General features: G+C 68.4%; 21 protein-coding genes. 12 read left to right on the top strand and 9 right to left on the bottom strand.

What is annotated here, in order from left to right:
- Both XARJCFBP2528_RS05710 and XARJCFBP2528_RS05715 read left to right on the top strand, forming a co-directional pair.
- On the top strand, positions 1 to 386 hold a 386-nt coding region (locus tag XARJCFBP2528_RS05710; RefSeq protein ID WP_047124496.1), incomplete at its 5' end, for an integrase core domain-containing protein.
- A gap of 88 nt (positions 387 to 474) precedes the next feature.
- Positions 475 to 807 (top strand): hypothetical protein, encoded by a 333-nt coding sequence (locus tag XARJCFBP2528_RS05715; RefSeq protein WP_026064233.1) that lies wholly within the window; start codon positions 475 to 477, stop codon positions 805 to 807.
- A gap of 542 nt (positions 808 to 1,349) precedes the next feature.
- On the opposite strand, the gene XARJCFBP2528_RS05725 is transcribed toward XARJCFBP2528_RS05715, so the two are convergent.
- The 6 genes from XARJCFBP2528_RS05725 to XARJCFBP2528_RS05750 form a co-directional block, all read right to left on the bottom strand.
- Complete coding sequence (locus tag XARJCFBP2528_RS05725; RefSeq protein WP_026064232.1) at positions 1,350 to 1,640, bottom strand: HigA family addiction module antitoxin; 291 nt, start codon at positions 1,638 to 1,640, stop codon at positions 1,350 to 1,352.
- 17 nt (positions 1,641 to 1,657) lie between these two features.
- Positions 1,658 to 1,939 carry a type II toxin-antitoxin system RelE/ParE family toxin gene (locus tag XARJCFBP2528_RS05730; RefSeq protein ID WP_016902142.1) on the bottom strand — a complete coding sequence of 94 codons (282 nt, stop codon included), beginning with the start codon at positions 1,937 to 1,939 and terminating at the stop codon, positions 1,658 to 1,660.
- Between the two features lie 139 nt (positions 1,940 to 2,078).
- Positions 2,079 to 4,211, bottom strand: coding sequence for an exodeoxyribonuclease V subunit alpha (recD, locus tag XARJCFBP2528_RS05735; protein ID WP_016902141.1), 2,133 nt, complete (start codon positions 4,209 to 4,211; stop codon positions 2,079 to 2,081).
- A gap of 398 nt (positions 4,212 to 4,609) precedes the next feature.
- On the bottom strand, positions 4,610 to 8,668 hold the full coding sequence (gene recB, locus XARJCFBP2528_RS05740; RefSeq protein ID WP_047124497.1) for an exodeoxyribonuclease V subunit beta: 4,059 nt from the start codon (positions 8,666 to 8,668) through the stop codon (positions 4,610 to 4,612).
- On the bottom strand, positions 8,665 to 12,069 hold the full coding sequence (gene recC, locus XARJCFBP2528_RS05745; RefSeq protein WP_047124665.1) for an exodeoxyribonuclease V subunit gamma: 3,405 nt from the start codon (positions 12,067 to 12,069) through the stop codon (positions 8,665 to 8,667). Before recC ends, recB begins: the two co-directional genes overlap by 4 nt.
- 363 nt (positions 12,070 to 12,432) lie before the next feature.
- Positions 12,433 to 17,751 (bottom strand): putative Ig domain-containing protein, encoded by a 5,319-nt coding sequence (locus tag XARJCFBP2528_RS05750; protein ID WP_047124498.1) that lies wholly within the window; start codon positions 17,749 to 17,751, stop codon positions 12,433 to 12,435.
- A 264-nt stretch (positions 17,752 to 18,015) separates the two neighbouring features.
- On the opposite strand from XARJCFBP2528_RS05750, the gene XARJCFBP2528_RS05755 reads away from it, so the two are divergent.
- The 4 genes from XARJCFBP2528_RS05755 (at position 18,016) to XARJCFBP2528_RS05770 (ending at position 20,318) form a co-directional block, all read left to right on the top strand.
- On the top strand, positions 18,016 to 18,561 hold the full coding sequence (locus tag XARJCFBP2528_RS05755) for a phage tail protein (protein ID WP_016902137.1): 546 nt from the start codon (positions 18,016 to 18,018) through the stop codon (positions 18,559 to 18,561).
- Between the two features lie 71 nt (positions 18,562 to 18,632).
- A complete protein-coding gene (locus XARJCFBP2528_RS05760) occupies positions 18,633 to 19,160 on the top strand; it encodes a phage tail protein (protein ID WP_026064231.1) in 528 nt (175 codons plus the stop codon).
- 57 nt (positions 19,161 to 19,217) lie between these two features.
- Positions 19,218 to 19,754, top strand: coding sequence for a phage tail protein (locus XARJCFBP2528_RS05765; protein WP_016902135.1), 537 nt, complete (start codon positions 19,218 to 19,220; stop codon positions 19,752 to 19,754).
- A gap of 36 nt (positions 19,755 to 19,790) precedes the next feature.
- Positions 19,791 to 20,318, top strand: coding sequence for a GNAT family N-acetyltransferase (locus tag XARJCFBP2528_RS05770; protein WP_016902134.1), 528 nt, complete (start codon positions 19,791 to 19,793; stop codon positions 20,316 to 20,318).
- A gap of 6 nt (positions 20,319 to 20,324) precedes the next feature.
- On the opposite strand, the gene XARJCFBP2528_RS05775 is transcribed toward XARJCFBP2528_RS05770, so the two are convergent.
- Positions 20,325 to 20,612: a DUF6916 family protein gene (locus XARJCFBP2528_RS05775; RefSeq protein WP_016902133.1), complete on the bottom strand. Its 288-nt coding sequence runs from the start codon at positions 20,610 to 20,612 to the stop codon at positions 20,325 to 20,327.
- Between the two features lie 235 nt (positions 20,613 to 20,847).
- Between XARJCFBP2528_RS05775 and XARJCFBP2528_RS05780 the strand changes: the two genes are divergently transcribed.
- Genes XARJCFBP2528_RS05780 through XARJCFBP2528_RS05805 form a run of 6 tightly spaced genes read left to right on the top strand, consistent with a single transcriptional unit; the run spans position 20,848 to position 24,950 of the window.
- On the top strand, positions 20,848 to 21,642 hold the full coding sequence (locus tag XARJCFBP2528_RS05780) for an ABC transporter ATP-binding protein (protein ID WP_026064230.1): 795 nt from the start codon (positions 20,848 to 20,850) through the stop codon (positions 21,640 to 21,642).
- A complete protein-coding gene (locus tag XARJCFBP2528_RS05785; protein WP_016902129.1) occupies positions 21,642 to 22,391 on the top strand; it encodes an MlaE family lipid ABC transporter permease subunit in 750 nt (249 codons plus the stop codon). Before XARJCFBP2528_RS05780 ends, XARJCFBP2528_RS05785 begins: the two co-directional genes overlap by 1 nt.
- An 11-nt stretch (positions 22,392 to 22,402) precedes the next feature.
- Positions 22,403 to 22,948, top strand: a complete 546-nt coding sequence (gene mlaD / locus XARJCFBP2528_RS05790; protein ID WP_016902127.1) for an outer membrane lipid asymmetry maintenance protein MlaD — start codon at positions 22,403 to 22,405, stop codon at positions 22,946 to 22,948.
- Positions 22,945 to 23,607 carry an MlaC/ttg2D family ABC transporter substrate-binding protein gene (locus XARJCFBP2528_RS05795; RefSeq protein WP_016902124.1) on the top strand — a complete coding sequence of 221 codons (663 nt, stop codon included), beginning with the start codon at positions 22,945 to 22,947 and terminating at the stop codon, positions 23,605 to 23,607. The genes mlaD and XARJCFBP2528_RS05795 overlap by 4 nt, the downstream gene beginning before the upstream one ends.
- Entirely contained in the window at positions 23,597 to 23,896 is a 300-nt protein-coding gene (locus XARJCFBP2528_RS05800; RefSeq protein ID WP_016902122.1) for an STAS domain-containing protein, read from the top strand. The genes XARJCFBP2528_RS05795 and XARJCFBP2528_RS05800 overlap by 11 nt, the downstream gene beginning before the upstream one ends.
- A gap of 10 nt (positions 23,897 to 23,906) precedes the next feature.
- Entirely contained in the window at positions 23,907 to 24,950 is a 1,044-nt protein-coding gene (locus XARJCFBP2528_RS05805) for an MlaA family lipoprotein (protein ID WP_026064229.1), read from the top strand.
- A 162-nt stretch (positions 24,951 to 25,112) separates the two neighbouring features.
- Here XARJCFBP2528_RS05805 and XARJCFBP2528_RS05810 read toward each other — a convergent pair whose 3' ends face one another.
- Together XARJCFBP2528_RS05810 and XARJCFBP2528_RS05815 are read right to left on the bottom strand one after the other, a co-directional pair.
- The gene (locus XARJCFBP2528_RS05810; RefSeq protein ID WP_157789060.1) at positions 25,113 to 25,532 is read right to left on the bottom strand and encodes a lysozyme inhibitor LprI family protein; all 420 of its coding nucleotides are present in this window, start codon (positions 25,530 to 25,532) and stop codon (positions 25,113 to 25,115) included.
- A 352-nt stretch (positions 25,533 to 25,884) separates the two neighbouring features.
- On the bottom strand, positions 25,885 to 26,436 hold the full coding sequence (locus tag XARJCFBP2528_RS05815; protein ID WP_016902115.1) for a glutathione peroxidase: 552 nt from the start codon (positions 26,434 to 26,436) through the stop codon (positions 25,885 to 25,887).
- Positions 26,437 to 26,546: the final 110 nt, after the last annotated feature.

Consider the following 26,546-nt stretch of genomic DNA (forward strand, 5'->3'; position numbering starts at 1 on the left):
GCGCGATCTCTGGGCACGGGGTTGCGCGCGTCCTGGATCGGTTGGCACACAGTCGCGGCCTGCCGCAGGTGATCCGCACCGACAACGGCAAGGAGTTTTGCGGTAAGGCAATGGTCGCCTGGGCGCATGCCCGTGGCGTGCAGTTGCGGCTGATCCAACCAGGCAAACCGAACCAGAACGCCTACGTCGAATCCTTCAACGGCCGGCTACGCGATGAATGCCTCAACGAGCACTGGTTCCCGACGTTGCTGCACGCGCGCACCGAGATCGAACGCTGGCGACGCGAATACAACGAGGACCGACCCAAGAAAGCAATTGGCGGCATGACGCCGGCTGCGTATGCCCAACATCTGGCAAACACCGATATCATTAACCCGGGACTCTAAACCAAGCCGCTACTCAGGGCGGGGGGATGTCGCTCCCATACATCCCCCACCCGCCATCCTCGCCGCAGACTCAACTGGAGAACACACGATGATGAAGTGGATGGGCACCGCGCTGGCCGCGGCACTGCTGGTGAGCGGTTGCGCCAAGGAGGAAGGCGAGAAGTTCGTCGGCCACTGGGTCAACGTGCAGACGCAGGAAGAGACGATGGACATCGAGCGCAATGGCGAGACCTTCATGGTCCGCAGCACCACGCCGAAGTTCTTCAGCCGCAAGCCGAAGACCGAGAGCTACCCGGCGGTCTACAAGGACGGGGCGCTGCAGGTCAGCAACGATGGCGAGACGGTGAACTTCGCCATCGACGCGGCCAACGGCCACCTCAACACCGGTGGCGAGCAGTACCAGCGCGTGCCGGCCAAGTAAGGCCGCCGCTGTCGCCAGCGCCCGCGTGTGGACCTTGCCGGTCGCACGCGGGCGTTTGCGTTTGTGGCCCAGCCGGCCACGCCGAAGGGCTACTGGTGCATGCTGCCTCGCGCAGACGCCGGGCCGGACACACCGCCCGTCGCCCGGCCTTGCGCTGCCGCTGCCATTCCACCCCGCGCAAGCCGTACAGTGCGCAGGCACGCCAGGGTCATGGCGCTGCCCCACCGATCAATCCAGCAACTACGAGGGTGTCATGAGCAAGGGGATGGACCAGAAGAAGAGCCAGAAGAAAGAGCCGACCAAGACGCTGAAGGAAAAGCGCGCGGCCAAGCAGGAAAAGAAGGGCAAGTAAGCCGCCCGGCCTGCCAGACGGCAGACGAGGTCAGGCGCAGGCCTGGCCTCGCGTTTTTTGGATCACACCAAGCATCAGCGTGCGCGTTCCTGCCTGCGCACGATCACGCTGCGCTGCTCTCCGATCGACAGGCCTTACAGGTCACTGGGCCTGCTCTGTTGTCAGCGTGACGCGCGAGACACCCTTCCCCTCAAGCCGCCAGCCGCTTGATCCGCGACGGCAGATCGCCCAGCGCGCGGTGTGCCTGTTCCAGCTCGTAATCGGCTTGCAGGCTCAGCCAGAAGCGCTCGGTCGTGCCCAGCGCTGCAGCCAGGCGCACGGCGGTGTCGGCGGTGATGCCGCGCTTGCCCAGGACGATCTCGTTGATGCGACGCGGCGGTACGCCGGTGGCCCGCGCCAGCGCGTTCTGGCTGATGCCCATCGGCTCGAGGAACTCTTCGCGCAGGATTTCGCCAGGGTGGATGTTGGGTAGGACTGTCATGGACAGATGCCTCGTGCTCAGTGGTAATCAACAATTTCGACCTCGGCGACATCGCCCTCCATCCATCGGAAGCAGATGCGCCACTGGTCGTTGATCCGGATGCTGTACTGCCCGCGCCGCTCGCCCTTCAACGCTTCCAGCCGGTTGGCGGGCGGAATGCGCAGATCGTCGAGGTGCGCGGCAGCGTTGAGCATGCGCAACTTGCGGCGCGCGACCGACTGGATGTCGGCCGGCAACCGGCGGGAGCGCTCACCCATCCAGATCTTTTCGGCTTCCTTGTCGACAAAGCTCCTGATCATGCTGTAACCATAACGCGATCCGTCATATGACGCAAGCCGTCATGGCTGAGTGGTCAGTCAGGTTCCGTGGGCAGCAGTCATCCGAAGATTTCGGATAACTGACGCTTGCTGTCACTCCACTTTCGTTGAACACCCTTAATCAGAACAACGACCCCTGCACGGGCAACGCAGTGGATGGTTCTGTTGCTGGCTTGGCGGGTGCCGCCTGCTGCTGCGCACCCAATCGCCAAGCCAGGCCAGAGATACGTGCGGCGTGCCGGGCCAGTGCGCTGCGGATGACCGCTTCGCTGCCGGCCAGGTGCAGTGCGCGGCGGGCGCGGGTGATGCCGGTGTAGAGCAGTTCGCGGCTGAGCACGCGGGCGTCGCGGGTGGGCAGTTGCAGCCAGACGGTGTCGAATTCGCTGCCCTGGGCCTTGTGCACGGTCATGGCGAAGGCGCTTTCGTGTGCGGGCAGTGCGGCGGGGTGGAAGCCGCGCACCTGGCCGTCGCCGTCGCCTTCGAACCAGGCGACCAACGGGCCTTGGGCACGGCTGTCGGTGCCGCCGGACTGGCCTGGCGCTGAAGACGGGCTTGCGTCGCTGCGCCCCGAAAAGGGACTCGCTTCACTGCGCAGGCAGATGCCGACGTCGCCGTTGAACAGGCCGTGGCGGTAGCTGTTTTCGGTGATCAGCAGCAGGCGGCCCTGGAACCAGGGCGAGGCGGCGCCAAGGCGGCGGCCGCCGGCGCCGGTGTCGGCCAGCAGTTGTTCGATGCGGGCGTTGAGGCCGCGTGCGCCCTGCGGGCCGGCGCGCACGGCGGTGAGCAGGCGCAGGCGCGCGGCATCGCGCAGGGCCGCGGCCGGGTCGTGCGCGTCGGCCAGCGCGCGCCAGTGCGCGAGCAATGCGTCGCGGCCTAGGGCGAGCGGATCTTCGCCGTCTTCGTGGAAGTGCACGCCGGCCAGTTCGCCGCTGCGCAGCAGGGCCAGGGCGGTGTCGGCATCGCCGGCGCGCACGGCGTCGGCCAACGGAGCGAGTGCGAAGTCGTCCGCCTGGCGGTAGCCGCGCAGCAGGTGCACGCGGTGACCGGCCAGGCCGCCGCCGTGGGTGGCGGTGGGCGTGGTGTCAGCGGGCACGTTGCCGAGCAACGGCTGCAGCGCCTGTGCGTCCTGCGGCTGCAGGGCATCGCCGGGGCCGGCGGCCTGCAGGATGGCGGCGAGCACGTCGCCGGCTTCCACCGAGGGCAGCTGGTCGGCATCGCCGAGCAGGATCAGCTGGGTGCCGTCGGCCACGGCTTCGACCAGCTTGCACATCAGCGGCAGGTCGACCATGGAGGCTTCGTCGACCACGATCAGGTCGAACGGCAGCGGGTTGTCGGCGGTGTGGCGGAACTGCGGGGAATCCGGAATGACGCCGAGCAGGCGATGCAGGGTGCTGGCGCCGGTGGGCAGCGCGTCGGCCAGGGCCGGGTCGGTGCCGTTGGCGATGGCGCGCGCGACGGCGGCGCGCAGGCTCTCGGCCATGCGCTCGGCGGCGCGGCCGGTGGGCGCGGCCAGGGCGATGCGCGGGGCCGGGGTGTTGGCTGCGTGGGCTTGCGCGATGCGCAGCAGCAGCAGACGGGCGATGGTGGTGGTCTTGCCGGTACCGGGGCCGCCGGTGACCAGCAGCAGGGTGCGGCGCAGCGCCAGGGCGGCGGCCTGGGCCTGGCGGTCTTGGTGGTGGGATGGGGCGGGCGGGTCCGTACCTTCTTGGTGGACGGATGGCTCGGGCAGGCCCGTACCCTCACCCGCCCTTCGGGCACCCTCTCCCGCAGGCGGGAGAGGGATCGCCGGGTTCGGGAACAACTGCGCGAACAGCGGGGCCAGCTTGGCGGCGTCGAAGGGCGGCGGCGAGTGGGCGGCGATGCGTTGCAGGCCCAGCGCCAGACGGCGCTCGTACTCGCGGTAGCGGCGCAGGTAGAGCAGGCCGTGTTCGAGGACCAGCGGGCAGTCGGCGGCGGCGGGTTCTTCGGGAGTCGGTTGGTCGACCCAGCGCGAGGCGGCCAGGGTGCGTTGCCAGTCGGTGGGGTCCGGGAGCGCGGGCGATGGGCCTTCGCGCGCGTCCAGCAGCATGGCGGCGCGGGTGGGGTCCAGCCCGGCGTGGCCGCTGGTGACGGCCAGCGAGGCGAGCGCGGCGCCGGCCAGGACCTGTGGGTCGGTGTCCGGGGCCAGGCGTTGCAGGCTTTGCGCGAGCGCCAGATCCAGCGGGCGTAGCGCCTCGGCCCTGATCAGCGCGCTGAAGAGGGTTGGCTGGTTCATGGGGCGGCCCCCTGCTGGGCGGAGGCGCCTCGGGCGAGTTGTCGATCGGCACATTTCTGACCCTGCACGACACCCTCAGCCCAAGCTCCGCTGCGCGCCCCGGCCCGCGCGGCGTGGCGCAGGCACTGCCGGGCACGTGCGCCGTGGCGCGCAAGCGGTGCCTGCCCGCCCCGGGGGAAGAGGGGCTTGCGCACCGCGCTGATCGGGAGTCCGGTCTGTTGGGTCATGGCTCGGATGCTTCGGCGGCGGACCTGCCCTCACCCCAACCCCCGCTCCGCGCCCCAGCCCGCGCCAGCGGCGCGGGCGCTCCAAGGCACGCGCGCCAGTGGCGCGCAACCAGTGCCTTATCGCCCCGGGGGGAGCGGGGCTTTGGTGCGTCAGCGGTAAGGGGCTGTGCGCTAGCGGGCATCGGGCGTGCCTGGGTTGCTGGATGTCGGCTCCGGGGCACTGCCGGCGAACAGGGCGTCCAGGGCTTGGACCAGCGCCGGATCGAAGCGCCAGGCGTGGATGCCGGGTGCGGGCGTGTCGGACATGGCGTCGCTGGCGCGGTCGGCGCCAGGGTCGGCTACGGCGTTGCGGGCAGGGTCGGCGCCTGGGTTGGCCTCGGCATCGCGGGCGCGGTCGGCGCCGGGGTCGGTTGCAGCGCTGCTGGCGGGGTCGGAGCCGGGGTTGGCCTCGGCGTTGCGAGCAGGGTTGGAGCCGGGGTCTGATGCGGGGTTGCGAGTGGCGTCCAGGCCGCGGCAGAACAGGTAGCGCACGCCGCCGAAGTCACGGGCGTAGTCGTAGGCCTGGCCCAGGCGGAAGCGCAGCCAGCGGTGCAGCGCGACGGTGTAGATCAGCGCCTGCAATTCGTACTCGCTGTGCGCCATGGCGCGGGCCAGGGCGTCGGCGTCGTAGCTGGGCAGGCGGTTGGACTTGTAGTCGAGCACGTACCAGCGCCCGTCCACGGTGTAGGTGAGGTCGATCAGGCCGGTCATCAGGCCTTCCAGGCGCTGGCGCGCGCCGAAGGCCTGGCGCTCGCCGACCACGCCAAACCGGTGCAGCAGTGCCAGCAGTGCCTCGACGCGGGTGGGCCGCATGGCGAAGTGGAATTCCATCTCGTTGCGGCGCTGCGACTCGGGCACGGCGGCCAGGGTGGTGCCTTCGGGCAGGGCGACGGTGAGGGTGTGGCCGATCAACGTGGTGAGCATGGCCAGGCCGTCGTCCCAGTCCTTCTCGGCGTAGCCGCCGCGTTGCAGCGCCTCGAGGATGGCGGCGGCCTGGCCCTCGGGTGCGGGCAGGCCGGGGCGCCAGGCCTGCCAGACGGCGAAGTCGCAGCGCTCGAACACGTCGTGCATCACCACGCCGAAACGGTTGCCGGCAAAGCGCGGGTCGAAGGTGTCGACCTCTGCGGCCACCGCGATCGCCTCGCTGCCGGACGGCTCGTCGCTGCCGCCGCTGCCGACCACCGTGGCGCTGGCCATCGGGTCGGTGGCGGCGCCGGCATCGGCATTGGCCAGCTGAGTGAAGCTGTAGACCCACCACTCGGGTGCGATATGCCGCTGCGGGTTGCGCGCGGGCGGCACCTGCGCCTCGATCGGTGGCGGCAGGCGCGGCAGGGTGGCCGGCGGCGTGGACGTGTCGACCACCACCGCGCCCTCGCCGGCCGCGCCTTGCAGCGCGTCGAGCGCGCGCAGCATGCCGGACAAGGCGGTGCGCTCGTGCTGGTGGAACGGGCCACTGGCGATCCACAGCGCGTGCTCGGCGCGGGTCAGGCCGACATAGAGCAGGCGCGCGTCCTCGGCGCGTTGTTCCTGCTTCCAGGCCGCTTCGGCGGCGCTCCAGCTTGGATCGTCTTTATCAGTCTTCCAATGCATCTGGCGGCCGAGCTCGGGCGCGTGCACCACGCAGTGACGGCCGGCACCCTTGTCGCTGCGGCCGATGCCGATGTACGGCAGGAACACCAGCGGATACTCCAGGCCCTTGCTCTTGTGCAGGGTGACGATCTGCACGCGGCGCGCGTCCGATTCCAGCCGCAGCTGCTGGGCTTCGTCGTTGTCGTCGGCATTGGCGATGCGCCGCGACAGCCAGTCGACCAGGCCATGCGGGCCGAGCGCGCGGGCGTCGGCTTCCTGCAGCAGTTCGGCCAGTTGCAGGTAGTTGGTGAGGCGGCGCTCGCCATCGACCAGGGCGAGCAGGCGTTGCCCGTGCGCGGCGCCCAGGTCGCCGATCAGGGCGAGCGGGCCGCCGCGCTGCCAGCGCTCGCGCCAGTCCAGCGCCTGCTGCTGCCAGCGGCGGTGACGCTCGCCGTCGTGTGCGAGTGCGGCGATGGCGGCGGCGTCCGCGCCGATCAGCACGGTGGCCAGCGCGGCGCGCAGGCGGCTGTCGTCGCCCGGGTCGAGCAAGGCCTGCAGCAGGGCCAGCAGCTCCAGCGCCTCGTCGGTGGCGAACAGGCTCTGCTTGCCGGCCGCCACGGCGGGGATGCCTACCGCGCCCAGCGCCTGTTGCATGCGCGTGGCCTCGCCGTGGCTGCGCACCAGCACGGCGATATCGCCGGCCTGCACCGGGCGGCCATTGACGGTGGCGGTGCCGTCGCGGCCGCCGGCCAGCCAGCCGCGAATCGCCGCCACACAGGCGGCGGTGGCCAGCTCGCGGGCGCGGTTGGCGCTCCAGGGTTTGGGCTTGCCCTTGCTTGGCGGCGGCGGTTCCGGGGCGCGCCACAGCGTCAGCGCCGGGGCGGCGGCGCCATCGCGTTGCAGGTCGGCATCCACCCGCTTGGTGCCGGGCCGCACCGGGTGGAAGGCGATGCCATCGGTGAGGAAGGCATCGGTGTAGCCGGCCTGTGCGTACAGCGCGTCGATGGCCGCCAGCACGCCGGGGCGCGAGCGGAAGTTGTGGCTCAGCGGCGGGGCGAGTTCGGCAGTGACCGCGGCGGCCAGATAGGTGCGCACGTCACCACCGCGGAAGCCGTAGATGGCCTGCTTGGGGTCGCCGATCAGAAACAGCGCCGGCTTCAGGCCGGCGTCGCGTGCGAGCGTGCCTTCGCCGAACACGTTGGAGAAGATCGCCCATTGGCGGTCGTCGGTGTCCTGGAATTCGTCCACCAGCGCGATGGCGTATTGCGCGCGCAGCCGTGTGACCAGCGCCTGCGCCTGCGCGCCTTCCAGCGCGTGCGCGACACCATCGACCAGGTCGTCGTAGGTCTGCACGCGGCGCTGGCGCTTGAGCAACGCCAGCCGCGCAATGGCGTCCTCGCGAAGGGCGTGCAGCAGGCGGATGCGGCGACGGCTGCGCCATGCTTCGACACCGGCCAGCGCGGTGAGATAGCCGTCGATCTCGTGGCTCAGCGGCGAGGCCGGGGTGCGATCGACGAACTTCTTGTTGGTGCCGGCGGCCAGTTCCGCAGCGGTGAGTTTGATCAGCTTGGCGTGCGGCGTTGTGTGCATCGATGGCGCGGCGACGAAGCTGTCGAACCAATGCCACAACGCTGTTAGCCACTCGGGCTTGTAGCTGACCTTGCTCAGGATGCCGCCGTCGATGGCGGCCATGATGGTGTCGAAAAACGCGGTGCCGTGCGCGTGGAATGCCGCGGCCAGTGCAGTACTGGCGTCCTGCACCGCTTGCAGCAGCGCAGCGGAATCGTCGTTTGTCGTGGCGGCCGCCGGCAGCAGCGTTGGATGGCGCACCAGTGCGCGCAGATCGCTGGCCAATGCCTCCGGGCCGCCCGACCACAGCGCGATCAGGTCTTCGGCCATTGCCGCATCGGCGGCGCGCTGGCGCCACAGATCGGCGGCGACTTCGCCCAGCAGTTCGCGGTCGTTGGCGAGCAGTTCCGGTGCGGCGAAGGCCTGGCCGCTTTCCAGCGCATGCTCGCGCAGCACGCGCGCGCAGAAGCCGTGGATGGTGAACACGGCGGCCAGGTCGATTTCTTCCACCGCCTGTTGCAGGCGGCGGCGCAGGGCGGCAGGTGTTTCGGTGCCGTTGGCCAGGTGGGTGGCGAGGACGGCGCGCGTAAGCAGCACATCGGGCGCGTCCTGTAGGAGCGGACCTGGCCGCGACGGGTCGTCGGCGAGGTCGGTCGCGGCCCGGGCCGCTCCTACGGAGGCGGTGGGTGTTTCGGTGCCAGGGGCCAGGTGCGTGGCGACAAAGGCGTCTGGCGCTTCGTGTAGGAGCGGCCCTGGCCGCGACGGGTCATCGGCGAGGTCGGTCGCGGCCCGGGCCGCTCCTACGGGGGCGTCGGGGACTAGCGTCGCGGCCAGCACCAGGCGTTCGCGGATGCGGCGGCGCAGTTCCTGGGTGGCGGCCTCGGTGAAGGTCACTGCGAGGATCTGGCCGATGCGCAGGCCGCGCTCGACCACCAGCCGGGTGAACAGGGTGGCCAGGGTGAAGGTCTTGCCGGTGCCGGCGCTGGCCTCGATCAGGCGCACGCCATGCAATGGCAGGTGCAGGTACGGGTCGGTGACCGGGCCGGCGCTCATTCGGCCTCCTCCTGCGCGCCGTGCCAGTGGCGCCAGCTCTCGATCAGACGCTGCGGCTCCAGCGTGGCATCGGCATGGCCGCGCTCGAGCAGGTCGTACACGCGATGGCTGGTGACGGCGAACTCGGCGAAGCGCTGCGCATCGGCGAACGGGTCGCGGCCGCGGTTGACCAGGCGCAGCTCCGGGCTGTGCGATTCGCTCCAGCCGAAGCTGGACTGCCACTGCCCGGCGGCGTCCTTGATGGCCTTGTCCAGGTCGTCGCCGCGCGCGGCCTGGTGGTATTTCCAGCTGCTGTAGGGCGCGAACGCCAGCGGCGCCTGCAGGCCGTGCCGATACACCTGCAGCAGTGCGGCCAACGCGGTTTGCGCCTGCGTCTGCGACAGCGGGTCGGGGTCGATGGGATGCGGGCCAAGGCCGTCGTCGTGTTCGAAGAAGCGCACGTACGGTGCGTGTTCGCCGGCAGCGCGCAGCAGCAGCCATTCCAGACCGTGGCGGATCGCGCTGCGGCCGCTGAGCGCGCCGACCTGCACCCGCCCTACCCCGCTCGCATACCAGCCGGGCACGCGGCCATGTACCTCGGTCTGGCCGATCTGCACCTGCAGCCGGCGCGACTCGACCGGCGCCTCGCCGCGCCATTGCCGGAAGGCCTCGGCATACGGACGCAGTTGCGCCACCCGCTCGTCGAGCTGACGACGCCCCAGCGGCCCGGACGGCAGCAGCGCGCGCGCGCGCAGACGCTCGTAAAGCCGCTCGGTGTCGCCGGCCAGTGTGGCGTCGAACACCTGCTGTTGCAGGCCGTACTGGTCCAGCCCACGCGTGGGCGCGAGCAGCGGTTCGAGATCGCTGTCTTCGCCGGCCGGGTCGGGCAACCGCATGCCCAGACGATGACGCAGGAACTGCCCGGCCGGGTCGGAAAACAGGCGGCGCAAGTCGTCGATCGAAACGCTGCCCGGCACCGCGCTGTCATCGGCCGGCAACGCACCGGCCACCCAGGGCGCGAGCGGCTGGCGCTGGCCGACCAGGCTGTCCACCGACGGTCGCCATTGGCGGCGATAACTGAAACGGCGCGGGTCGGCGCCGTGATCGCCCGGCGCGCCGAAGGCGGCGGCGGCGAATGGCTGCAACGGGTGCTCCACCACCAGCCTGGCGATCGCCTGCGGGTCGGCGTGGTACTGCGCGGCGCTGCCCAGCAGTTCGCTGACCAGCACCGACGGTTCGCGCGCGCTGCCATCGCGCGCATCGGCGCCGAGATAGCTCAGGTAGAACACCTCCTGCGCAGAGGCGAACAACTGCAAAAACAGGAACCTGTCGTCCTCGCGGGTTGAACGATCGCCGTGCCGGCGACGTTCGGTGCCCAGTTCGGCGGTGAGGCGATTGAGTCCGGCGGCCGGGTCGCGACGCGGGAAGTCGCCATCGTTCATGCCGAGCAGGCAGATCACGCGGAACGGCAGCAGGCGCATCGGCACCATGCGGCCGAAACTGATGCCGCCGGTGAGCAGCGGCGCACGCGTGTCCGATTCGCCCAGCACCGCAGCAAAGTGCGCGCGCACCACCTCGGCCGGCACGTTGCCGGCGTAGTCGGCGCGCACCGCATCGCGGGCGAATTGATCGATCAATGTGCGCAGCCGATCCAGCGCGCGCTGCGCCCGCGGTGCCGACGGCGCCTTCGGAATCAACGCCTCCAGCAGGCCGAGCAGACGCTCGCGCCACTGGACCGGCGTCATCGCGTCGGCCAGCACGGACTGGTGACGTTCGAGCACGCGCAGCAGCTTCAACAGGATATCGAGTGCGGCCAACGCGCTGCCTTCCAGCTGCGGCCAGGGCGCCACGCCCTCGATCTCCTCATCGGCGCCGCTGGCATGGCCGAGCAGCAGCCGGTCCAGCGCGAAGCGCCAGGTGTAGGCGTCGTCGCTCGGTGCCTGGTGCTGACGGCGATGCGCCGCATCCAGCCCCCAGCGCGCGCCGGCCGCGTGCAGCCAGCCGCGCAGGCGTTCCAGCCCGGCTTCGTCCAGGCCGGCGGCCTCGGCGATCGGCGCGCTGGCCAGCAGGTCGAGAATCTCGTGCAGGCCGAAGCGTGCGATCGGCAGGCCGAGCAAGGTCAGGAACACCTCGGCCAGCGGCTCGCTCGCCAACGGGCTGGCATCGGCCAGCGCGTACGGCAGCGCGTCGTCGTTGCCGTGACTGCCGAACACCGCATCCAGGTACGGCACGTACGGGTCGATGTCCGGCGACAGCACCGCGATCTCGCGTGGCTGCAGGGGCGGGTCGAATCTCGCATCGTCGAGCAGGGCGCGCAGTTGGTCGTGCAGCACCTGCAGCTCGCGCAGCCGCGTGTGGCAGGCATGCACCTGCAGGCTGGGGTCGTGCGGATTCACCGTCGGCAACACGGCAGGCACGCCTGGCGCGCGGCGATGGAACAGGTCGCTCTGCATGCGCCGCAGCAGGCTGTCGCCCAGGCCGCCGTCGGCCAGTGCGCGGCGGCCGGACTCCAGCGGATCGGCGTAGACGGCGATCTCGGCCAGCGGATGCACCACCTCGTAATCGCCGATCAACGCCATGAAGTCGCGCCCGGCCGCGCCCCAGGCCTGGAGCAGCGGGTTTTCCTGCACCTGCCCGGCAAACAGCTGCACCGCACCGTCGTCGCGACGGCGCTGCCACAGGGTCTGCAGATCGCCCCAATAGCCTTGGGTGGGCGTGGGCAGATAGAAATGCAGCGTGCCCACGCGCGCCTGCGTGGCCAGCACGCGCAGCACGTCGGGCGAAATATTGAGGATGGCGAAGGCGAACAGACGCCTGGGCAAGCCCTGCGGCAGCGGACCCTCCGGGCGCGCGTAGCGATCCAGGTACTGGCCGATGCGGCGCGCGCGGTATTGGCGGCCGGCGGCGATGCTTCGCCACAGGCGCGCCTGCGGATCATCGGGGTCGGCACCGCCTTCCCAGCGCAGCAACCAGTCGCGTCGCCAGGCCTGGTACTTCTCGAACACGTTGCCCAGCTCGCCGGCCAGCGCCCAGGGCTTGAGCGCATCGCCATCGGACAGATAACCGGCCAACGGCGCCAGCGCCGCATCGCTGCCCAGATCGGCCTGCAACGCGGCGTACAACCGCCACTGCGTGGTCGCCATGTCCAGATCGTCGTCGGCCGGGCCGAGATTGCACTCCAGCGCGCGTGCGACGAATTCACCGGGAGTGAGGAATTCCAGATTCGCCGCCACGCCGTGCTCGGCCGCCAGCGTGGACTGCAGCCAGCGCCGCATCGCCACCTGCGGGATCAGCACCACCTCCGGCTGCAGCAACGGCTGCTCCGGCACCGGCCGGCGCAGCTCCTGGGCGAGCAAGGCGGCCAGCGTATCCAGCGCGTTTGACGGATAGAGACGGAAATCGGGCGCGGAAGTGGCGTGCATGCGTGCGTGCATTGTGCCGGATGCAGCCGTGCCGCGCCGTTGGCGCGGGATCGGCGCGCAGACGCCGGCACCGATACAGCGGCTGTACTCGCGTCGTCGGCGCCCGGCCCGCCTTGGCGATCGACGGACGACACGCTGCGGGCCTGAGTCCGCTCCAACGCAGCAGGCACGACCGGGTTGCGCATGGCCCTGGATGGAGTGCGGCCGTTGCGCTCGGCGGCATCGCTGCACGCCAGCGTCGGCCCATGCGCAGCGCGGCGCCGACGCAGCATGCAACACATGCCTCCGGCTGCACGACAAACGCGATGGGCCGGGGTATTCGCCCGGCCCATCGCGTTGCTCAGTGCATGACGCTCGACGCGATCAGTATTTCTTTTCCAGATTGATCATCCAGGTCTGATCGTTGTTGCTGTCGCCGTCGGTGATGCCGCGGTATTCCAGCCGCGTCGACAGGCCCTGCTCGGTCAGCAGCGCCGCACCGATGCCGACCATCAGGCGGTTGCGATCGAACGCGCTCTGCCCCGCGCGATAGAACGGCCCGCCGTTCAGATCGGCGTAGCTCAGCGTGGCATCGCCGCGGCCCTGGAAGTCGCGCTGGTATTCCACGCGCAACTGCGGGGTCAGCCGGCCCCAGGCCACTTCGCGGCGCCATTCCAGGCGCAGGCCCAGGTTGCCGGTGGTGGTGGCCACGTCCATGTCGTCATAGCGCAGCGCGAACGGCGCCACGCCATCCTCGACATAGCCATCCAGCGTGGCGCGGGCGACATCCACACGCGCATACGGGGTGATCTGCAACTCGCCGCGCTGCAGGTCCGCACCGGTGGAGACCGACGCGATCCACTGCTTGCCGTCGCGGTTGCCCTCGGCCATCGAGCCATCGTCGGTGACGAAGCGGCGCAGGTCGTAGGACAGCAGCTGGTAGCCGACCAGGGTGTCGAAGAAGAACGCCTTGCCCGGATGGAAGCTGGCATACAGCGCCATGGTGTAGGCGGTGGCCTTGGAGTGGCTGCCGTTCCTGCCCACATCGCTGTCGTCGCGGCCCCAACCCAGACCCGCACCGATCGCCAGCGACTGCGCCACCCGGTAATCGGCGCCCACGCTCAGGCCGTCGGTCTGGAAGTCCACCCCGTTGCTGTTGGACTGCGTGTCCAGGCTGCCCGAGCGGATCGCACCGCCCACCCACAGCCCCAGATCGCCCTGACCGTGCGCAGCGCCGTTGCCGCTGCTGGTCATTGCCGGCGCATCGCGGAAGTCGTTGTCGGCCTCCTGCGTGTCCGGGCTGCACGGCTGCGCACTGATACCGCGGTCGGCCTGGCGGCAATGCGAGGTCGGCTGGAAGCTCACCGCGTTGCTGAAGGTGCTGCCGCTGCGATGGGTGGCTTCCAGACGGCGCTGGAAGTTGTCGATCTGCGCCCGCGCAAAACGCCGCGTGGACTCGGACTGCGCATCGATCAGGCCACGCACTTCCGCATCCACGCTGGGGTCGCGGCGCGGCGCGATGGTGAACACCACGCTGGCCGGCACCGACGTGGCGAACGCATTGGACAAGGTGAACTGCACCGTGGCCTGGCCGACGAAGGCCGGGTTCGGGGTGAAGGTCAGCATGAAGGTGGGCGTCTCGGCCATTGCAGCCGCCGCCGGCGACGGGCCCGATGCGCGTGCCGCCGCCGCGGTGGCGAGACCACCAACCTGGGTGATGGTGGCGGTACCGGCCGAGGCCGGCAGCACCGCGACCACGGCCGCCGCCACGAACGGCCCGCCGGTGGCATTGCGGGTCAGGTCGACCTGCTGCGCCTCGCCCGGCACTGCCGCAGCAGTCACCGACACCGCAACCGGCCGCGCATTGACCGCAATGGTCACGGTGGCCGCCGCAGACGTGCCGCCACTACCGGTGACCGTGTAGCTCACCACGTCGGTGCCGACGAAACCGGCGGCCGGCGTGTAGACCAGCTCCAGCCCGTTGACCACGGCGGTGCCGTTGGTCGGCGCAGCGGCAATGGCGATCGTGGCGATATTGCCGGTGTCGTTGGCGGTCACCGCCACCGTCACCGCAGCATCGCTCATGGTGGCCGCCACATCCGCCACCGCCACCGGCGCCGCATCGCTCACCGTGAAGCTGTAGGCCTGGGTGGCGCTGGCATTGCCGGCATCGGCCACCGCGATGGTGAAGGACGAGGTGCCCTGCGTCGTCGGCGTGCCCGACAGCGTGCCGTCGCTGGCCAGCGTCAGGCCGGCCGGCAACGTGCCGCTGGCAATGCTGTAGCGATAGGGCGCAACGCCGCCGCTGGCAGTGAGCACCTGGTTATACGCGCTGCCGCGCACCGCCGGTGGCAGGGTCGGTTGCGCCAGCACCAGCGTTGCCGCCGCGATCGTGACCGAATAGTTCTGGCTGGCCTGCGCAGCCGGGCTCGGGGTGCTGTCGGTCGCGGTCAGGGTGAAGTTGAAGGTGCCGGACAAGGTCGGCGTGCCACTGAGCGCGCCGGTCGCTGCATCGACGACCACGCCATTGGGCAATGCGCCCGCAGCCAGTGCATAGCGGTAAGGCGCCGTGCCGCCGGTGGCCGGCGTGATCGCCGCGGAGTACGCCTGCCCGGCCGTGCCTGCCGGCAAGGTGCTCGCCGGCAAGACCAGATTCGGGCCAGCCACGGTCAGGGTGTAGGCCTGGTTGCCGGTGAAGCTGCCCGCATCGGTCGCGGTCACGGTGACGTTGAAGCTGCCTTCCACCGTGGCGGTACCCGACAGCGTGCCGTTGCTGGCCAGGGTGATACCTGCCGGCAACGTGCCGCTGGCGAGCGCGTAGGTGTACGGCGCGGTACCGCCGCTGGCGCTCAACGTCTGGCTGTAGGCGGTGCCGCGGGTGGCGGCCGGCAGCGTGGTGGGCACGATCACGACCACAGGTGCCGCGATGGTCAGCGTGTAGCTGCGGCTGGCCTGCGCTGCCGGGCTGGGCGTGCTGTCGGATGCGGTCAGGGTGAAGTTGAACGTGCCTGCCACGGTCGGCGTGCCGCTGAGCGCGCCGGTGGCCGCATCCACGACCACGCCCGCCGGCAGGACACCGCCGGTCAATGCGTAGGTGTAAGGCGCAGTGCCGCCGGTGGCCGAGGCGATCGTCGCCGCATACGCCTGCCCGGCCGTGCCTGCCGGCAAGGTGCTCGCCGGCAAGACCAGATTCGGGCCAGCCACGGTCAGGGTGTAGGCCTGGTTGCCGGTGAAGCTGCCCGCATCGGTCGCGGTCACGGTGACGTTGAAGCTGCCTTCCACCGTGGCGGTACCCGACAGCGTGCCGTTGCTGGCCAGGGTGATACCTGCCGGCAACGTGCCGCTGGCGAGCGCGTAGGTATACGGCGCGGTGCCGCCGCTGGCGCTCAGGGTCTGGCTGTAGGCGGTGCCGCGGGTGGCGGCCGGCAGCGTGGACGGCGCGACCACGATCGGCGGCGCAGCGATGGTCAAGGTGTAGCTACGTGTGGCCTGCGACGGCGTGCCTGTGGTGCTGTCGGTGGCGGTCACGCTGAAGCTGAAGCTGCCCACGCTGCCGGGGGTGCCGGTCAGGGCGCCGCTGCTGCCGTCGAGCGTGATGCCCGCCGGCAAGGCACCGGCGGTGACGGCGTAGGTGTACGGCGCAACGCCGCCGGTCGCCGGATTGAGCGCACTCGAATAGGCCTGGCCGGCGGTGCCGGCCGGCAGGCTGGTCGCCGGGAAGGTGGTCGTGGCCACGGCCACGGTCAGCGTGTAGGCACGGGCGCCGCTGGTGGGGCTGCCGCCGCTGTCGGTGGCGGTCGCGGTGAAGTTGAAGCCGCCGCTGGCGGTGGGCGTGCCGGACAGCACGCCGCCAGCGCTCAGGCTCAACCCGGCCGGCAACGCACCGGCCGTGACGGTAAAGGTGTACGGCGCGGTGCCGCCGCTGGCGCTCAGGGTCTGGCTATAGGCGCTGCCCGCGGTCGCCGCCGGCAGCGATGCCGGCCCGACCGTCACCACCACATCATCGTTGACGATGGTGCCGGTACCGGTGGCGCGGGCGATGCTCGCGTTGCTGGCGCCGGACAGGCCGACGCTGAAGGTCTCGCTGGGTTCGACCGCGGTGTCGCCGTTGACGGTGATCGCCACGCCCTGCGCGGTAACGCCCGGCGCGAAGGTCAGCGTGCCGGAGCGGGCGACGTAGTCGCTGCCGGCGGTGGCGGTGCCATCGGCGGTGGTGTAATTGACCGACACGGTCTGGCCGCTGGCCGCACTCAGGCTCACCGTGAAGGTGGCCGTGGTGGTGCCGCTGTTGCCTTCATTGACGCTGACGTCGTCGATCGACAGTGCAGGCAGCGCATCGTCGTTGACGATGGTGCCCTGGCCCTGGCCATCGCCCACGCTCGCCCCGGTGACGTTGCTGACGTTGACGAAGAAGGTCTCGTTCGGCTCGCTGAGCGTGTCGCCGTTGACCAGCACGGTGAAGGTGGCGCTGCTGCTGCCGGCGGGGATGGTCTGCCCGGTCAGGCTGGAGGCAACGTAGTCCACGCCGGCAGTGGCGGTGCCGTCGGCGGTGGCGATATCGAAGCTGACGCCGCCGGTGCCCGCCGGCTGGCTGAGCGAGACGGTGAAGGTGGCATTGGTGGTGCCGGCATTGCCCTCGTTCACCGACACGTCGTTGATCGACAGCGTCGGCTGGTCGTCGTTGAGGATGGTGCCGGTGGCGCTGTTGGGCGAACCCACGTTGTAGCCGGTGCCGCTGGCAAGGGTCAGCACCACGGTCTCGTCCGGTTCGATGGTGGAATCGGCGGTCGGATTGATGGTGATGGTGCCGGTGGTCTGGCCGGCGCCGATCACCAGCGGCGAACTCACGGCCGCATAGTCGGTGCCCGAGGTTGCCGTGCCGCCAACACTGAAGGCGACCGACACCGCGCTCGGTGCGGCCTGGTCGAGCGTGACGGTGTAGATCAGATTGCCTGCACCGTCCTCGGCCACGCTGGACGGAGCCACTGCGATCGATGCGTTCGGAAAGTCGTCGTTGACGATGGTGGCGGTGGCGCTGGATGGACTGCCGATGCCATAGCCGCTACCGCTGGCCACGCTGATCACCACCGTCTCGTCGGCCTCCACCGTGGTGTCGGCGACCGGGGTGACGGAAAAGGTGGCAGTGGTGGCGTTGGCGGGCACCACGATGCTGCTCGGCGCGCCCGTGTAGTCGGTGCCGCTGGTGGCGGTGCCGCTGCGGCTGAGGTTGATCGTGGTCGCCGAACTGCTGGTCTGGCTCAGCGTCACCGTGTAGGTGAAGGCGGCGCCGCTGTCTTCGTTGCGACTGGATGGGCTTACCGCGATGCTGGCAGTGCGCGAGGGATTGACGGTGATGTTGAAGACGATCTGGTTGTTGTCTTCGTCCAGCAGATAGAACGAGTCCGATGTCGCGCCATCGCCGTTGTTGGTGTAGGTCACCTGTTCGGTGCTGTCAGGATTCTGACCGGGAAGACTGTACGTGCCATGCGCAGGGGGCACGCCAGGATCGGTCATACCGAAGTTGGAAGGGCCGTCGCAGTCGCCGACTTCGAAGGACACCGAGCCACCTGAATTGACGGTGGCGCTTTTCGGCGTCGGGCAGTAGGCGGCCAGGGCAACCTGAGAGGTCGCCAATAGCAACAGCGCCAGCATCCAGCGCAACAGCGAGCGCACACCACCTGAGGCGGTCAAGTTCGTAGACATATGTTTTTCCCCCAAAAAACACGCCACCCCAATGGCGTCGGCAACGGTCCTGGTGCCTCGGATCAGCGCAACACAATGCCTGAATGGGCATGCGAGTGGACTGTGGAGCTATTTAAGCAGGAACTGACTGGCAGTTAAATAATGAAAAATTAATACTTCATTCCAGTTCAAGACGCCGATGGGTTGTGTTGTGCAATCTCGGCAGGTATCAGTACCTCAGTCTCCGGCAATCGGTCGGCGGCGCACCTATGGAGGGAGAGCTGCATGAGTGAGTTCTTCATCGGCCAGATCATGCTGACCGGTTTCGCATTCGCGCCGAAGTATTTTGCGCAGTGCAACGGGCAGTTGCTGCCGATCAATCAGAACCAGGCCCTGTTCAGTCTGCTCAGCACGCGCTTCGGCGGCGACGGCAAAACCACGTTCGGCTTGCCGGACATGCGTGGGCGCACCCCGATGGGCTATGGGCCGTCGGCGGATCCGAACTGGCAGCCGCCTGCCGCTCCCATGGGCCAGGCGGCAGGCGCGGAGACGGTGACGCTGGTGGCAGACAACCTGCCCCCGCACAGCCACCTGATGGATTGCAGCAGCGCCAACGGCGACAACCGCACACCAACAGGTCGTCTGTTCGCGAACAACAACGTCGCCTCCGGGACTGCGCACGCGTTGTACGCCGCGCCTGGCGCGATGGTGCCGCTGTCACAGTCCACGATCGCCAACAGCGGCGGCAGCCAGGCGCATCCGAACCTGCAGCCGTATACCGCGATCAATTTCTGCATCGCGCTATCCGGCATCTTCCCTTCGCGCAGCTAGGCGCATCCGTATCCGGGGGCGCCGGCGTACGCAGCCTTGCGTAGGACGCCCCATCGACCAGGAAGAATTTCATGGGTACTCCCTTCATTGGCGAAATCCGCATGTTCGGTTTTGGCCGCACTCCCCAGGGTTGGCAGGCGTGCGACGGCTCGTTGCTGCAGATTTCCGAATACGAACCGTTGTACGTCCTGCTCGGCACTGTCTACGGTGGCAATGGCACCAGCACGTTCGGCGTGCCGGATCTGCGCGGCCGCCTGCCGATCCACCAGGGCCAGGGGCCGGGCCTGAGCAACTACGTGCTCGCCCAGCACGCCGGCACCGAGACGGTGACGTTGACCGACCTGCAGATGCCGGCGCACACGCATACCGCTCAGGCCACCAGCACCGCAGCGACGGCGACCGCACCCGCGGGGTTATTGCCGGCGGCGGTCAACGGCAGCACGTTCTACGTGAGCGATGCGACCGGTGGCACCACCTTGGCGATGTCCACGCAGAGCACCTCGTTCGCCGGCGGCAACCAGCCGCACGACAACCTCATGCCGACACTGACGGTGCAGTACTGCATCGCCACCACGGGCATCTTTCCGCAGCAGGCCTGATCCCCGCGCCGCGCCGGCAGGCCGCGGTATGCATCCGCTTCATCGGAGACTCTGTTCATGACCGAACCCTATATCGGCGAAATCCAGCTGTTCGGCTTCGACTACAACCCCTACGGCTGGGCGTTCTGCAATGGCGCCACGCTGCCGATCACGCAGAACACCACGCTGTACTCCCTGCTCGGCGTGGCCTATGGCGGCAACGGTAGCAGCACCTTCCAGTTACCGAACTTTTCCGCGCGCGCCGGTTGCCAGCAGGGCGCGGGGCCGGGCCTGACCCCGCACTCGCTGGGTAGCAACTTCGGCTCCGCGTCGGAAAGCCTGCTCAGCACGCAGATCCCGATGCACCAGCATGGCGTCAACATACTCTCGCAGCCGGACGTGACCAAGAAGACGGGCACGCCAGCCAACGGTGTGGCGCTGTCGTCGCTGAACGTCAACACCGAGCGCCCGTTCCTGGCGGTCGCGCCGGACAAGCAATTCTCCCCGACCATGCTGTTGCCTACCGGCAGCGGACAGGCGCACGAGAACCGCCAGCCCTATCTGGCCGTGAACTTCTGCATCGCGCTGCAGGGCGACTATCCGGCGTTCAACTGAGCGCTGCCGTCACCCGGGCGCGTTGCAGAGGCGGCGATGAAGATGCAGTTGGTAACGCGCGCTACCGCTATTCGGGGGGCAGTAGACCTTGCGCTGCGCCCCGAGCAGCCAGCCGACATCGCGTGGCTGCAGGCGCTTTATGCCAGCACCCGCAGCGACGAGCTGGCACCGGTACCGTGGCCGGAGGCGAGCAAACGCGCCTTTCTTCAGCAGCAGTTTGCGCTGCAGCGCGCGCACTACCAGCAACATTTTGAAGGCGGCGACTTTCTGATCGTCCAGGCCAAGGATCTGCGTATCGGGCGCCTGTATCTGCACCGCGCTGCCACGCAACATACGCTGGTGGATATCAGCCTGCTGCCTGACTGGCGCGGCCAGGGCATCGGCTCGCAACTGCTCGCCTACGCGCAAGCGATGGCGCGCGAGGCGGGATGCGGCTTGTCACTGCACGTGCTGCACTCAAACCCCGCCGCGCAGCGACTGTATGTCCGCCACGGTTTCGTCACGGGTATGAGCAACCAGACGCATCTGCAGATGCACTGGCATTTTCCCGAGCACCGCAGTTGAACGCGCTCAGTTGAAAACCGCCTGATACAGAAAGCCATCGCGCTCGCGCGCCACCGGCACCAGGAAGATGCCGATCTCGCCCAGCCGCGTGTGACGTAACCGATAGGTCTGCTGCGGAAACAGGAATGCCGAGCTGTTGCGGAACAGCAGCGAAAACGGCGCGCGATGCACCGCATGCGTGGTGGGCAGCGCGCGCGCCTCGACCAGCACGAATGGAACCTCGCCTTCGTTCAATGCGGCAGAGAACGTGTCGTTGACGCTGCCTGCAAAGTGCTCCAGGGTCAGTAAGTCCATTTTGTGCTCATGGTCGGCTGGGAATCCGATCATCCACATAGGGCATACCTGCCACAACACCCGCGCGTTCGAAGATTGCGTTGCGTCATGCATGAGACGGCTTGTTGCACACGTATCAGCCGTAATGCGTCTGCTGCGGTACAGGCGTCATGCGACAATACTGCACGCGCCGGTTCGGTTATGTTCAGCCGTGTGACGGTTACTCTATCGCGTTGGAATTCTGTTAAAGGCTTCGATGACGGCGTCCGCATCCCCTGTCGTGCAGTTGTCCGGTGTCCGCATCGATCGCGGCGGTCGCACGATCCTGCGCGACGTCTCGCTCGACGTGCCACGCGGCAGCATCACGGCCGTGCTCGGTCCTTCCGGTAGCGGCAAGTCCACCTTGCTGGCCGCACTGACCGGCGAACTGCGTCCGGTTGCCGGCACGGTCACCCTGTTCGGCAGCGAGATCCCGCATGGCAACCGTGCACTGCTGGAGATGCGTCGCAATGTCGGCGTGCTGCTGCAGGGCAATGGCCTGCTGACCGACCTGAGCGTGGCCGACAACGTCGCGCTGCCGCTGCGCACGCATACCCGCCTGCCGGCGCCGGTGCTGCAGCGCCTGGTGCAGATGAAGCTGCATGCGGTGGGCCTGCTGGCCGCCGCCGATGCCTGGCCGCGCGAGTTGTCCGGCGGCATGGCGCGGCGTGTGGCGCTGGCGCGGGCGCTGGCACTGGACCCGCCGCTGATGATCTACGACGAACCGCTGACCGGGCTGGACCCGATCGCGTCGGGCGTGATCATGAGCCTGATCCAGCGCCTCAACGACAGCCTTGGCCTGACCAGCATCATCGTCAGTCACCACGTGCACGAAACCCTGCCGATCAGCGACCAGGCCGTGGTCATCGCCAATGGCGGCATTGTGTTCGCCGGCACGCCTGAGCAATTGCAGGACAGCACCGACCCGCTGGTGCAGCAGTTCCTGCATGGCCAGCCGGATGGCCCGATCGCCTTCGATGCGGCGCCGCGGCGCGACCGGAGTGCTGCCTGATGGCCATGGTCGACTCGATCCGCGCCTTCGGCCGTGCCGGGCTGTTCTCGCTGACCGTGCTGCGCGGCTCGGTGCCCACGCGCGACTTCATCGCCGAACTGGTGCGCGAGATCTACAAGGTCGGTGCGCGCTCGCTGCCGATCATCGCCGTCGGCGGCGCCTTCGTCGGCCTGGTGCTGACCCTGCAGGGCTACCGCACGTTGACCACCTATGGTGCGTCGGATGCGCTGTCCACCTTGCTGGGACTGTCGCTGTACCGCGAACTGGCACCGGTGCTGACCGCGCTGTTGTTCATCGGCCGGGCCGGCAGTTCGATCGCGGCCGAGCTTGGCCTGATGCGCGCCACCGACCAGATCAAGGCGCTGGAGCTGATGGCCATCGATCCGGTCGCCAAGGCGGTGGCACCGCGCTTCTGGGCGGCGGTACTGACGGTGCCATTGCTCACCGGCGTGTTCTGCTCGCTGGCCATCACCGGCGGCTACTTCGAGGCCGTACACGTGTTGGGCATCGACAACGGCACATTCTGGTCGGGGTTGAGCAACAGCGTGGACTTCTGGGATGACTTCGGCGTGGCAATGCTCAAGTCGGCGATCTTCGGCGGCACGGCCGCATTGGTCGCCGCCTACGTGGGCTTCCACGCCGAGCCGACCATCGAAGGCACCTCGATCGCCACCACCCGTGCGGTGGTGAACGCCTCGCTGCTGGTGCTGATGTTCAACTTCGTCCTTTCTGCAATGTTGTTTAGGTGAGTGGAATAACTATGGCCATGCGTGGACCACGACTCGAATTCGCCGTCGGCGCCTTTCTGCTGCTGACCCTGGCCTCGCTGCTGGTGCTGGCGGTGGCCTCGACCAACCAGCGCTGGGGCTTCGGCTCCAGCCAGTACACGCTGACCGCGCGCTTCAGCCAGATCGGCCAGCTGCGCGCGCAGGCGCCGGTGAAGATCGGCGGCGTGACCATCGGCAAGGTGTCCGACATCAGCCTGGACCCGACCAAGTTTGACTCGGTGGTCACCCTGTCGCTGGACAACAAATACAAAGATCTGCCCGCCGACACCTCGGCCGGCATCTTCACCAGCGGTTTGCTGGGCGAGAGCTATATCGGGCTGCAGCCGGGCGGCGACCCGGAGACGCTCAAGCCGGGCGAAGAAATCGGCTTCACCCAGCCGGCGGTGGATCTGCTGCAGCTGGTCGGCAAGTACATGTTCAGTGGTGGCGGTGGTGGCAGCAATGCCCCGGCCGCCACCGATGGCCAGGCCCCGGCGCCTGCCCAGACCGCTTCTCCCTCTACGGAACCACATCAATGAAGACCACCCTGCTTTCCGCCATCCTGGCCTCGACCCTGCTGGTGTGCGCACCGGCCACCGTGCTGGCGCAGCCGGCTGCCGCCAGCGCGCCTGCGCAGGGCGCGGCGACCAAGACCGTCATCGACAGCAGCACCCGCATCCTGAGCACGCTGGATCAGCGCCGCGCCGAGTTCCGCAGCAACCCGGCCGCCCTGCGCCAGTACATCAATGGCGAATTGAACAAGGCCTTCGACCGCGACTACTCGGCTCGCCTGGTGCTGGGCGTCAACGGCCGTGGCGCCTCCGATGCGGACGTCAAGCTGTTCGCCGATGCGCTGGCCGACAACCTGATGCAGCGTTACGGCACCGCGTTGCTGAACTTCGAAGGCAAGCCGACCTTCCGTGCCAAGTCCGAAAGCGCGCTGCCGGGCAACCGCGGCGTCAAGGTCTCCACCGACCTGATGCGCGCCGGTAACGACCCGACCCCGGTCGATTACATGATGCGTAACGTCGGTGGCCAGTGGAAGATCTTCGATGTGATGATCGAAGGCATCTCCTACGTGCAGACCTTCAAGACCCAGTTCGACGGCCCGCTGCGCGAAAAGGGTATTGCCAAGGTCGCCGCAGAGCTGCGTAGCGGCAATCTGCAGGTCGGTCCGGCACCGGCCAATGGCAAGTAACAGCTCCGTGCAACGCAATGGCGACACGCTGGTACTCACCGGCGTGCTCGACCGCGATGCGGTCACTGCGGCCTGGCCGCAAGCGATCGCGCAGCTGGACGGCATTCGCACGCTGGACCTGTCGGGTGTACAACGCCTGGACAGTGCCGGCGTGGCGATGCTGGCCGAACTGGCTGCGCGTGTGCGCAGCAGCGGTGCCGGTCCTGTCACGGTGGTGGGTGAAGCGTCCGGTCTGGACGAATTGCGTGCCGCCTACCGTTTGTCCCCTACTTTCGATTTCCAGGCCTGAGCGCCACCCCATGACCCAGCTTCGCCCCCTTTCCCTGTTGGCCTGCCTGCTGCTTGGCGCCTGTGCCAGCCATGCTCCGAAGCCCGCACCGCCTGCGGCCGCGTCCGCCTCGGATGCGACGCCCGCGCCGGCACGCGACGATGCCGGCGTGACCGCGCAGCCGGCCGCAGCCGGCTTTGCCGCACCCGACGCCCTACCAGCCACCGCGGCGGCGCCTGCCGAGCAAACCAGCGCCGATGCCGGCACGGCCGGTGCCCCCACCTCGGCCGAGGACGACTTCGCTGCGCTCTACGGCCCCACCACTCCGCAGGCCGGCGCCAACGGTGCACCGGCACAACCCGGTGACGCGCCGTCCTACGATCCGTGGGAGCGCTACAACCGCGGCATGCACCGCTTCAACCTGGCGGTGGACCGCGGCGTGGCGCGTCCCTTGGCCACCGGCTACACCAAGGTGGTGCCGCGTCCGGCCCGCCTGGGCGTGACCAACTTCTTCGACAATCTCGGCACGCCGCTGACCATGGTCAATCAGCTGCTGCAGGGTCACCCGGTGTATGCGGTGCAGTCGCTGGGCCGCTTCGTGATGAATTCCACGCTGGGCGTGGCTGGCCTGTTCGACCCGGCCTCCGCGGCGGGCATCCCGCGCCGCAGCGAGGACTTCGGTCAGACCCTGGGTGTATGGGGCTGGCGCAATTCGCGCTACTTCGAGTTGCCGCTGTTCGGCCCGCGCACCGTGCGCGATACCTTCGGCCTGGGCGGCGACATTCCGCTGTCGCCGTTGCGCCAGGTCGACGACAGCGGTGCGCGCTTCGCCTTGCAGGGTCTGCAGCTGGTGGATACGCGCTCGCAACTGATGTCGCTGGATTCGCTGCGCGACCAGGCACCGGACGAGTACGCGCTGACCCGCGATGCGTGGATGCAGCGCCGCAACTACCAGATCGTGCGCGATCTGCGCAGCCATCGCGAGAAGGACAACGAGTTGCCCGACTACCTGCGCGAGGACAAGGACAGCACCGTGCCGGTGGATGCGATGCCGATCCCGCAGTGGATCCGTTGATCGGTTGAGCTTGCTGTTTGCAGTAATACGAAAAGCCCGGGAGCGATCCCGGGCTTTTTGTTTTCCGCAACATCATGCGAGGTGGTCACCGAAGGCCTGGTTGCATCTGCGGATGATTACTTCGGGCAATCCGAACCAAAGAATCGGATTGCACTTGCGGTATCACTTGCCGGAGCGCAACGCGGGTTCGGGCCTGAGCGACGGCGTGCGGTCGACATAGGTGAGATAGTGTTTCCACAGGTCGTGCGCCCGCTGATCGTTGAGGTCGACGATGCAGCTCGCCACCTTTGCCGGCCGGACTGTCGCATCGCGCCAACGCGTTCGCACATTGCCGCATTGAAGATCCCGGTAAGTTGTCCACGCCGTCTGTGCGTTGTCGAACGCGTCGGCGGGAACACCCAACGTGGAAATGGCCGTGTCGCGCGCGGTAGCCAGATAATCGTCCAGACGTTCCTGCGATATGCCGACTTGCTGGTTCCAGCAGGCATTACTTTCCGAGGTTGTCTGCAGATCGCGGCAAGGTTCCGCAGCGTGCAGCGACGAACTGCCAAGCTGCATCAAGGCGACAAAGATAAGACGCATCGACAGGCTCCTTGTTGTGTCGTCTTCGCGGTGATTGAACTGACATATTGGATGCAGCTTGCTCGCAGCTCGGGCGGCCGGTGACTGAAAATCGAGCAGTGCAATCGCACGCTGCCTGGCGGAGCCCGGTCCATCCGCAACCGCCATGATGTTTTGGCCATGCCAGCAAACGCAGCGTGTTCCTGCACTTGTGCAGATCACTCCAGACATCTATCTGTTTCAGCGTCAAATGTAGATGGTGCAGCCGTCTTTAAGCGTATCCCTACCGCAAGCCCTGCTCCGCGGTGTGCGCTTCAAGCCACGCGTGCCACTGCTGCGCACGCGTGGTGTCTGGCCTTGGTAGAGGGGGACTTCAGGCAGCCGATGCCAGCGCCGCATCCACCGCTGCACGTAGGCGCGCATCGTCTACCGGCACGTCGGGGGCGAAGCGGTCGATGACCTGGCCGTCGCGGCCGATCAGGAATTTCTCGAAGTTCCACAACACGCCCGGTGCCGGGTTGGGTGCGATGCCGTAGCCGGCCAGCTTCTCGCGCATCGGGCCATCGCCGGTGGCTTGCGGGCGGGCGTTGGTCAATGCCTGATACAGCGGATGGGTTTCGGCGCCGGTGACGGCGATCTTGGAAAACATCGGAAAGCTCACGTCGTAGGTGAGCTGGCAGAACTGCGCAATCTCCGCCTCGCTGCCGGGCTCCTGGCCCTTGAAGTCGTTGGCCGGAAAGCCCAGCACTTCCAGCCCCTGTGCCTGCTTGTCGCGATACAGCGCCTGCAGGCCTTCATACTGCGGGGTCAGCCCGCACTTGGAGGCGACGTTGACCACCAGCAACACCTTGCCGCGATAGTCGGCCAGCGTGGCGGGCTCACCGTCGATGCGGGCCACGGGGATGTCGTACAGCGTCTGGCTCATCGGTGCGTCCTGGACAGGTGGAGCCGAGAGCATAAACCGCCAGGGTGGAGCGAGCGATGCCGCTGGCTCATGACGCTTGCAGTTATCTGCAGCGACGCGCACAGGTCGAT

Source organism: Xanthomonas arboricola pv. juglandis, assembly GCF_001013475.1.
Lineage (GTDB): Bacteria > Pseudomonadota > Gammaproteobacteria > Xanthomonadales > Xanthomonadaceae > Xanthomonas > Xanthomonas arboricola.

Excerpts from the sequence above, each read along its gene's own strand:
- XARJCFBP2528_RS05715 (WP_026064233.1), top strand. The coding sequence starts at position 475 with ATGATGAAGTGGATGGGCACCGCGCTGGCCGCGGCACTGCTGGTGAGC.
- XARJCFBP2528_RS05725 (WP_026064232.1), bottom strand. The coding sequence starts at position 1,640 with ATGACAGTCCTACCCAACATCCACCCTGGCGAAATCCTGCGCGAAGAG.
- XARJCFBP2528_RS05730 (WP_016902142.1), bottom strand. The coding sequence starts at position 1,939 with ATGATCAGGAGCTTTGTCGACAAGGAAGCCGAAAAGATCTGGATGGGT.
- recD (WP_016902141.1), bottom strand. The coding sequence starts at position 4,211 with ATGAACCAGCCAACCCTCTTCAGCGCGCTGATCAGGGCCGAGGCGCTA.
- recB (WP_047124497.1), bottom strand. The coding sequence starts at position 8,668 with ATGAGCGCCGGCCCGGTCACCGACCCGTACCTGCACCTGCCATTGCAT.
- recC (WP_047124665.1), bottom strand. The coding sequence starts at position 12,069 with ATGCACGCCACTTCCGCGCCCGATTTCCGTCTCTATCCGTCAAACGCG.
- XARJCFBP2528_RS05750 (WP_047124498.1), bottom strand. The coding sequence starts at position 17,751 with ATGTCTACGAACTTGACCGCCTCAGGTGGTGTGCGCTCGCTGTTGCGC.
- XARJCFBP2528_RS05755 (WP_016902137.1), top strand. The coding sequence starts at position 18,016 with ATGAGTGAGTTCTTCATCGGCCAGATCATGCTGACCGGTTTCGCATTC.
- XARJCFBP2528_RS05760 (WP_026064231.1), top strand. The coding sequence starts at position 18,633 with ATGGGTACTCCCTTCATTGGCGAAATCCGCATGTTCGGTTTTGGCCGC.
- XARJCFBP2528_RS05765 (WP_016902135.1), top strand. The coding sequence starts at position 19,218 with ATGACCGAACCCTATATCGGCGAAATCCAGCTGTTCGGCTTCGACTAC.
- XARJCFBP2528_RS05770 (WP_016902134.1), top strand. The coding sequence starts at position 19,791 with ATGAAGATGCAGTTGGTAACGCGCGCTACCGCTATTCGGGGGGCAGTA.
- XARJCFBP2528_RS05775 (WP_016902133.1), bottom strand. The coding sequence starts at position 20,612 with ATGGACTTACTGACCCTGGAGCACTTTGCAGGCAGCGTCAACGACACG.
- XARJCFBP2528_RS05780 (WP_026064230.1), top strand. The coding sequence starts at position 20,848 with ATGACGGCGTCCGCATCCCCTGTCGTGCAGTTGTCCGGTGTCCGCATC.
- XARJCFBP2528_RS05785 (WP_016902129.1), top strand. The coding sequence starts at position 21,642 with ATGGCCATGGTCGACTCGATCCGCGCCTTCGGCCGTGCCGGGCTGTTC.
- mlaD (WP_016902127.1), top strand. The coding sequence starts at position 22,403 with ATGGCCATGCGTGGACCACGACTCGAATTCGCCGTCGGCGCCTTTCTG.
- XARJCFBP2528_RS05795 (WP_016902124.1), top strand. The coding sequence starts at position 22,945 with ATGAAGACCACCCTGCTTTCCGCCATCCTGGCCTCGACCCTGCTGGTG.
- XARJCFBP2528_RS05800 (WP_016902122.1), top strand. The coding sequence starts at position 23,597 with ATGGCAAGTAACAGCTCCGTGCAACGCAATGGCGACACGCTGGTACTC.
- XARJCFBP2528_RS05805 (WP_026064229.1), top strand. The coding sequence starts at position 23,907 with ATGACCCAGCTTCGCCCCCTTTCCCTGTTGGCCTGCCTGCTGCTTGGC.
- XARJCFBP2528_RS05810 (WP_157789060.1), bottom strand. The coding sequence starts at position 25,532 with ATGCGTCTTATCTTTGTCGCCTTGATGCAGCTTGGCAGTTCGTCGCTG.
- XARJCFBP2528_RS05815 (WP_016902115.1), bottom strand. The coding sequence starts at position 26,436 with ATGAGCCAGACGCTGTACGACATCCCCGTGGCCCGCATCGACGGTGAG.